General features: G+C 55.4%; 6 protein-coding genes and 2 pseudogenes. 7 read left to right on the top strand and 1 reads right to left on the bottom strand.

Annotated features, from left to right (window positions below):
- Window positions 1-160: 160 nt before the first annotated feature.
- The 3 genes and pseudogenes from HZR81_RS22815 to HZR81_RS22805 form a co-directional block, all read left to right on the top strand.
- A pseudogene (locus HZR81_RS22815) lies at window positions 161-375 on the top strand (c-type cytochrome); the annotation flags it as partial.
- Window positions 376-489: 114 nt separating this feature from the next.
- A complete protein-coding gene (locus HZR81_RS22810; protein ID WP_313026335.1) occupies window positions 490-783 on the top strand; it encodes a hypothetical protein in 294 nt (97 codons plus the stop codon).
- A gap of 231 nt (window positions 784-1,014) precedes the next feature.
- Window positions 1,015-1,239: a hypothetical protein gene (locus HZR81_RS22805; RefSeq protein ID WP_200293817.1), complete on the top strand. Its 225-nt coding sequence runs from the start codon at window positions 1,015-1,017 to the stop codon at window positions 1,237-1,239.
- A 526-nt stretch (window positions 1,240-1,765) separates the two neighbouring features.
- Here the strand turns inward: HZR81_RS22805 and tnpC are convergent.
- Window positions 1,766-2,952, bottom strand: a pseudogene (gene tnpC / locus HZR81_RS22800) (IS66 family transposase); the annotation flags it as partial.
- Between the two features lie 350 nt (window positions 2,953-3,302).
- Between tnpC and HZR81_RS22795 the strand changes: the two are divergent.
- The 4 genes from HZR81_RS22795 to HZR81_RS22780 are packed head-to-tail and all read left to right on the top strand — an operon-like array spanning window position 3,303 to window position 7,266.
- The gene (locus tag HZR81_RS22795) at window positions 3,303-5,144 is read left to right on the top strand and encodes a copper resistance system multicopper oxidase (RefSeq protein ID WP_084899554.1); all 1,842 of its coding nucleotides are present in this window, start codon (window positions 3,303-3,305) and stop codon (window positions 5,142-5,144) included.
- Between the two features lie 24 nt (window positions 5,145-5,168).
- Window positions 5,169-5,459: a hypothetical protein gene (locus tag HZR81_RS22790; RefSeq protein WP_279646357.1), complete on the top strand. Its 291-nt coding sequence runs from the start codon at window positions 5,169-5,171 to the stop codon at window positions 5,457-5,459.
- Complete coding sequence (locus tag HZR81_RS22785; protein ID WP_237145467.1) at window positions 5,449-6,447, top strand: copper resistance protein B; 999 nt, start codon at window positions 5,449-5,451, stop codon at window positions 6,445-6,447. The genes HZR81_RS22790 and HZR81_RS22785 overlap by 11 nt, the downstream gene beginning before the upstream one ends.
- Before the next feature lie 9 nt (window positions 6,448-6,456).
- Window positions 6,457-7,266 (top strand): c-type cytochrome, encoded by an 810-nt coding sequence (locus tag HZR81_RS22780; protein WP_336316558.1) that lies wholly within the window; start codon window positions 6,457-6,459, stop codon window positions 7,264-7,266.
- Window positions 7,267-7,489 lie beyond the last annotated feature (223 nt).

Raw genomic sequence — 7,489 nt, 5'->3', positions numbered from 1 at the left:
GCCGGTAGGAAACGACGCCTTAACTGCAGGAGCGAACAGGCAGAACACGGACAATTAGCGATTCGCCTGCTCACGCGGTTGGGGCATGTGTGATCTGACAAATCGTAAGATTCAGACGCAAGCATGCGTGGCATGCTAATTGCTGAAGCGGAACTCCGATGACCCAGCAAAAACATTTTGGGCCATCAAGCCTGGAATTAAGGCCACTGGGATGCCTGCGTGGGGAAGAAGCATGGCTGACCCGTACACTGGGCAATGGTGGCTTTTCTGCAAAAAGCTTCCTGGGCTAGATGAGGGAGCGTATGAGCACTCGTTGCCTCTAGCGGTGGTAACCAACATGGTGGTGGGGAGACCCCAGCGGGGCACGGTAAATAAGCTGTCCCAAACATTACATCTTTGTAATTTTTGAGTGGTTGTCCGAAACCATCTCACCATGCTATAAGGGACGTAGGAATACATTCACGTACAAACAATCAAGAGGGAACCTTCATGAAGAAAATAAGCGGATTGATGCTAGCGCTGGCGCTTACGGTCACCTCACCTCTGATAATGGCCGCAAGTGACTCTGTGGAGCCCATGAAGCACGACCATACAGTGGGTGATGGTCACGAGATGATGATCAAGCTATTAAAAACTGGGAAAGTTCTTAGCGTATCACCTGTGACTGCTCCTTTGTCTGAAAACAGTGATGTTAGAACTTACGAGATACTAATTAAAACCCCTGATGGAGTGACTCACTCTGTTGAATTTAGAGGCATGCCTGTCGGGATAAATAACGGTTAATTGTTCTTGCTCTTGACTAGCACATCTCGTAAATTTTAACTGTGCGTCATTTGCAAAACTGGCGCACAGTAACCGTTCACGCCGAAATATTAAAATGGCAGATAGTTTAAGCCTAAGATTCCAAAATTACATCTGGTGGTACTTGCGATGAAAATTATAAAGTCGCTTCTTGCGATTGCATTAGTAGCTACATCCACGGTGGCTGTGGCTGGCTCGGCTACGGATAGCCCCATGCGCCACGATCACACTATCGGTGACGGCCATCAAGTCATGATGGATCTGCTCAAAACTGGAAAAGTATTGAGCGTGACGCCGATGAGGACTAAACCAAAAGGTCCGGAGGTGACCAAGTTAACGGGGAACGTTCAGTCATACGAAATTAGGATACGCACGCCAGATGGAAAGCTTCATGCGGTAGAGTTCCGAGGTATGCCGGACAGTATCAACAAGCGCTAGTTTTTTCCAGCAACAAGAGCAACAAGTATCATATCTTGATAAGTTAATTAGCTCATCAGGCGAGGTAGCACATAAAGGCCCGCCGCCGTTGATCTGAGGGTCGCGGTAGGGATGGCAGTTACCTGCCACCCCCTCGCACAGATCCGTACGTGCGGAACTGCCGCATACGGCTCCTGCCTCAGGTTCGTGACGTGAAGCGTTCCTCCGGATAGGGATGTGCAGGTCTGGCTGCACCGCTTGAGGGCTTGCCGCCTGGGCAGACAGCTGCCCGAAAACCGTCAAGGCGGAGCAGGTTGCCCGGCACCGCGTGGTAGTTGAAATAGCCGCCAACCACCCGATTGAGCCACTGCCCTTGAGCCCGGACGGGCTCATGACGCGTCGACGTTGGAGTTCGTCCCGGATAGCCAGCAGCGTCGCACGCATCCGCTTCTTCGCCGTCAGTCGCAGCACTTGGAAGTCGCCGTTTCTTTTGGTGCTACAGCAGTGCGTGAACCCCAGGAAGTCAAAAGTCTCCGGTTTGCCCAAGGTCGCGCTGGGCCAGCATCTTATTTTTGAAGCGCGTTGAGGGGCGGCGAGGACCCTTCCTGTCGTATCCGCCACCGATCCTCAGCACTCAAGTCGCGCGCTTGCCATTCTATTTCATAGAGGCCGGCGGTCGAGTGCAGCGCCTGCTGGCCAACTGGTTTTTGTTCGCCACATGCAGGTCGAAGAACTTGCGCCGGGCGTGGGCCATGCAGCCGATTTCGGTGATGCCTTGCTCGAAGCTGGCCTTGTAGCCCGCGAAATTATCACAGACCAGCTTGCCGCCCCAGGAGCCGAGGGAGTTACGTGCGTGTTCGCCGGCGCGGCTCGGGCTGAAGTCGTAGACCACCGCTTTCAGGTCGGAAAACGGTCTGGTGCAGTAGGCCCAGACATAAGCCCGATGGGTTTTCTTCTCGCCCGGGGCCAGCATTTGCATGGGGTTTCGTCGGCGTGGACTACGCCTTGCGCCAGTACCGCTTCGCGCAGGGCGTCGACCAGCGGTTGGAGCTGCACGCCGGTTTGCCCGACCCACTGTGCCAATGTCGAGCGCGCGATAGCCAGACCCGCACGGCCAAAGATCTTCTCCTGCCGGTACAGCGGCAGATGATCGGCGTATTTGGCCACCATGACATGAGCCAGCAGGCCGGCAGTAGGGATGCCCTTGTCGATCACCTGGGCCGTTACCGGTGCCTGGATCAGCGTCTCGCACTGGTCGCAGACCCACTTGCCACGGATGTGTCGTTCCACCGTGAAGGTGCCCGACGTGTAGTCGAGCTTTTCGCTGACGTCCTCGCCGATCCGCTTGAGCTGGCAGCCGCAGGCACACTGGGTGTTGTCCGGTTCGTGATGGATCAGGGTGCGCGGGAACTGGGCGGGTAGCGCGGCGCGCTTGGGCTGCTGGCGGGATTGGGCGACAGGCGCAGGATGCAGCGCCTTGAGTTCGGCCTCGATGGCCGCGATGTCCGTATCGATCAGCTCATCGAGCAGGCTGATCTGGTCGGGGCTCAGCTGCTCGCTGCGCTTGGCGAACCTGTACCGCTTGAGCAGTGCGATTTCGTGGGTGAGTTGCTCGATCACTGCTTGATCGCGGTGGATCTTTTTGCCCATCGTGTCGACTTGCGACAGCAACTGCGCGGCCAAGGCGCGCAGCTGTTCAGGTGTCAACTCGTTGAGATTGGGTGCGGAAGTCATGCCGCTGATTGTCGCAAAAGCAGCTAATCAGCGGCGATTGAGCGATGGGCTAATGGCAGGTGCTACAGCGCCGTGATCGATCCGCCCGAGCCCATCCGCTGCCAAGGCAAGCCAAGTACCAAGTAACGCCACCTTAAGTGACCGGAACTCTGATCGCAGGCGTTTTCTGGGGCGCTTTAAGCTTACAAAAAATTAATCATGCGTCTCCCTTCTGCATGCCATAGTTAAGGACAATGGCAAGTCGCTTGATTAGCCAGACCATGCGCGAGCTTCTAAGATCGATCAACGCTGGCAACACCAACCTTACGGCTGGTTTCGGCTTGGCTCCTTAGTTTGATTGGAACCTACACATGCAACGTAAAACCTCTAGGCGAACCTTTGTTAAAGGCTTGACTGCCGCAGGCATCCTTGGCGGTCTTGGCTTGTGGCGAGCTCCGGTCTGGGCAGTGACTAGCCCAGGCCAGCCCAGCGTACTAAGTGGCACGGAGTTCGATCTGCTGATTGGGGAGACGCCGGTCAATATCACCGGCGCGGCCCGGACAGCGATGACTATCAATGGGACCATCCCAGGGCCGCTTCTACGTTGGCGTGAAGGGGATACCGTCACGCTGCGAGTCAGAAATAAGTTGAGCGAAGATACATCGATTCACTGGCACGGCATGATCCTGCCGGCCAACATGGATGGCGTGCCTGGATTGAGCTTCCACGGCATCGCTCCCGATGGCATGTATGTCTACAAGTTTCAGGTTAAACAGAACGGTACCTATTGGTACCACAGCCATTCTGGCCTACAAGAGCAGCTTGGTGTCTATGGTCCCTTGGTCATCGATGCGAAGGATCCCGAACCGTTCAGCTATGACCGCGACTATGTCGTCATGCTGACCGATTGGACCGATGAGGATCCCGCTCGAATCCTTTCTAAGCTCAAGAAGCAGTCAGATTATTACAACTTCCACAAGCGCACCGTCGGAGACTTCATTAACGACGTGAGCGAAGACGGCTGGGCCGCTACGATTGCGAATCGGAAAATGTGGGCTCAGATGAAGATGAGTCCCACCGACCTCGCCGACGTAAGCGGTTACACCTATACCTATCTAATGAACGGCCAAGCACCAGACGGGAACTGGACCGGTATCTTTAAGCCCGGCGAGAAGCTTCGCCTGCGGTTCATCAATGGCTCGGCCATGAGCTATTTCGATGTCCGCATTCCAGGGCTGAAGATGACTGTAGTCGCAGCCGATGGCCAATACGTCAACCCAGTTAGCGTCGACGAATTCCGCATTGCCGTGGCAGAAACCTACGATGTGATTGTCGAGCCTGCGACCGAGGAGGCTTACACGATCTTCGCCCAATCGATGGATCGCACAGGATACGCCCGTGGCACGCTAGCGGTTGCCGAAGGGCTGAGCGCTCCTGTTCCAGAAACCGATCCTCGACCACTAATCACCATGGACGACATGGGGATGGATCACGGCAGCATGGGCGGTATGGCGGGCATGGACCATGGCGGCGACATGGGCGCGATGGACCATAGCAACATGTCCGGCATGAACCACGGTGACATGCAAGGGATGGGCGACATGGGCGCAATGGCCGGCATGGATCACAGCAAAATGGGTGGGATGTCCGGGATGGACCACTCTGGAATGGCTGGGATGAGCGCAGGTATGCAATCGCACCCGCCCTCAGAGTCCAATAACCCACTGGTGGACATGCAGACCATGAGCCCAACTCATAGGCTGAACGATCCCGGTATTGGCTTACGAGACAACGGCCGCCGAGTCCTGACCTATAGCGACTTGAGAAGCACTTTCCCCGATCCGGACGGCCGTGAGCCCAGTCGGACGATCGAACTCCATCTCACCGGCCACATGGAGAAGTTCTCCTGGTCATTTGACGGTATAGAGTTCTCTGATTCGGAGCCCCTGCGGCTCAAATATGGCGAGCGGGTACGCATCACTTTGGTCAACGACACCATGATGACCCATCCGATTCATCTGCATGGTATGTGGAGCGATCTTGAGGATGAGAATGGAAAGTTCATGGTTCGCAAGCACACGATCGACATGCCTCCAGGTTCGAAGCGCAGCTACCGCGTGACAGCCGATGCACTTGGGCGTTGGGCTTATCACTGTCACCTACTGCTTCACATGGAAATGGGCATGTTTCGTGAAGTCCGAGTGGACGAGTAAGAGGAACTTTATATGGGAAATTTTATGAAGCGTAAAACTCTTATCGGCAGCGCGTTAATGTTCAGTCTGCTGGGCGTAATGAATATATCAGCTGCGTTTGCAGAGCAAACGCATGATCAGCACAAGCAACCATCGGCTTCGTCGCAAAATTCAGGCAACAAGCCGGCATCTCAGACACAAGGCTCCTCTAACTCAGAAATGGACCACGGCGACATGGGTCATGGCTCGATGGACCATGGTGAAATGGACCATGGCAAGATGGATCATGACCCGAAGGCTACTGGTACTGAGGTGGATTCGCACAATGACCACTAGATCTTCTCGCTTTGCTACTATTGCGCTCGGAGTTTCGTTGAGCGCAGCGGCTGGACGGATAGCCAACGCCGCCGAGATGATGGATCACTCGATGCATCAAACCCCTCCTATTCCGGCAGCTCAAGCCCCTGCATCTTCTGCCAAGCCCGCGGCAATGAATCATGGCTCCGGTGGGCAAATGGACCATTCTGCAATGGGTCATGGTGCGATGGACCATAGCAAGATGAACCATGGCCAAATGAAGCATGACGATACGCTCGAAATGCCCGGCATGGTTCATCCCTCGTTCATTCCAGTATTGACCGATGCGGATAGAGAAGCGGCTTTCCCTGGTCTTCAAGGTCATACGGTCCATGACAAGGATCTGGCCTGGTTCCTTCTGCTAGAGCAACTTGAGTACCAGGACGCAAATGAAGGTAGCACCCTCAGTTGGGAAGCTACTGCCTGGGTTGGTGGCGATATCAATCGGTTCTGGTTTCGCTCGGATGGTGAGCGAACGAATGGCGTTACTGAAGACGCGGAAATTGAGGCGCTTTACGGGCGTGCAATCAGTCCCTGGTGGGATGTAGTAGCAGGTGTTCGCCAGGACTTTAAGCCCGAGTCGCCGCAGACGTGGGCGGCTTTAGGCCTTCAGGGGCTGGCTCTGTATGGATTCGAAGCGGAAGCCACCGCCTTCGTCGGTGAAGGTGGGCAGACAGCAGCACGTTTTGAAGGCGATTACGACATTCTCCTAACTAACCGGCTCATCCTCCAACCGACTGCCGAACTCAATTTCTATGGCAAGGACGATCCTGCGCGCGGAGTAGGCGCTGGTCTCGCAAACACAGAGGTGGGGCTACGCCTCCGATACGAAATTGTTCGTGAGTTCGCACCGTACATCGGCGTCACCTGGAACCGGGCATACGGCAATACCGCTGATATGGCGAGAGATGAAGGCGAAGATGCAGATGAGGCGCGGTTCGTTGCTGGCATCAGGCTTTGGTTTTAAGGACTTTCAATGAAACGAATAATTATTAGCTTCGTTACCTTCTGCGCACTAGGCCTGTTGATATTGGCCGGTGTTGTTTTTACAGGACTGATTAATGTTGCCGCGGATGATCCTCATACGGAAGCCGTATACGCTTTCCTGGAAACTGCTCGCAATCGCTCGATTGAGGTTCGCTCCGAAGACATAGCCGTGCCATCTCTCGACGATGAAGACCAAATTCGCGCCGGGGCGGGGAACTACGACTCGATGTGTGTGGGTTGTCATTTGGCGCCAGGCATGGCTGAGACCGAGTTAAGCAAAGGCCTTTATCCTGCTCCACCCAACTTGGCTGAAGCAGGGCTATACGATGACCCAGCAAAGACGTTTTGGGTCATCAAGCATGGCATCAAGGCCACTGGGATGCCTGCGTGGGGTAAAAGCATGGCTGACCCGTACATATGGGGGATGGTGGCTTTTCTGCAAAAGCTTCCTGAGCTAGATGAAGGAGCGTATCGAGCACTCGTTGCGTCTAGCGGTGGTCACCAACATGGTGGTGGGGAGACGCCAGCTGGGCACGGTGAGCAACACGGTGAGATGGCTTCGGACGACCACCATCAGGGCGACAGTAGCAGCTCGGATCACCATGGCTCTAGCAGCTCGGGTGGTGCTGCCGGCCAATCAAGCACCGGTCATCATGGTAATGACGCAAGCGACGATCATCACGCGTCAGCGCCGCCCCAGGTGGCCCAGCCAAGCACTGACCATGACCGTGCCGATGCGGAGGACAGATCTCCGACAACAAGCGATGTCCACGCAGACGGGAAGCACCACAAGCACTAACTGCACGGCCTACGCTGTTCTGAGCGAAGCTCTAGATACGCGGCACCAGGAGGGGCGATCCAGGCAATACCAGCTGTCGACGCAACGGTACCCTTACCAACGCTTCCGTTCCAAATGTTGCCTCGTGAGACGTGTCACTTCACTCAGTGAGCGGCTTGGCTCTGGATCCTTATGGACGGCTCCCTGTCGTCATTACAGGGGGCTGATCTCATCTCGTTATCCA

This window comes from Pseudomonas sp. LM13 (genome assembly GCF_041381355.1).
Lineage (GTDB): Bacteria > Pseudomonadota > Gammaproteobacteria > Pseudomonadales > Pseudomonadaceae > Stutzerimonas > Stutzerimonas frequens.
This window is presented reverse-complemented; position numbering and strand designations above follow the sequence as displayed.

Bases quoted from the DNA above. Each gene is read 5' to 3' on its own strand.
- HZR81_RS22805 (WP_200293817.1), top strand. From the start codon at position 1,015: ATGCGCCACGATCACACTATCGGTGACGGCCATCAAGTCATGATGGAT.
- HZR81_RS22795 (WP_084899554.1), top strand. From the start codon at position 3,303: ATGCAACGTAAAACCTCTAGGCGAACCTTTGTTAAAGGCTTGACTGCC.
- HZR81_RS22790 (WP_279646357.1), top strand. From the start codon at position 5,169: ATGAAGCGTAAAACTCTTATCGGCAGCGCGTTAATGTTCAGTCTGCTG.
- HZR81_RS22785 (WP_237145467.1), top strand. From the start codon at position 5,449: ATGACCACTAGATCTTCTCGCTTTGCTACTATTGCGCTCGGAGTTTCG.
- HZR81_RS22780 (WP_336316558.1), top strand. From the start codon at position 6,457: ATGAAACGAATAATTATTAGCTTCGTTACCTTCTGCGCACTAGGCCTG.
- HZR81_RS22810 (WP_313026335.1), top strand. From the start codon at position 490: ATGAAGAAAATAAGCGGATTGATGCTAGCGCTGGCGCTTACGGTCACC.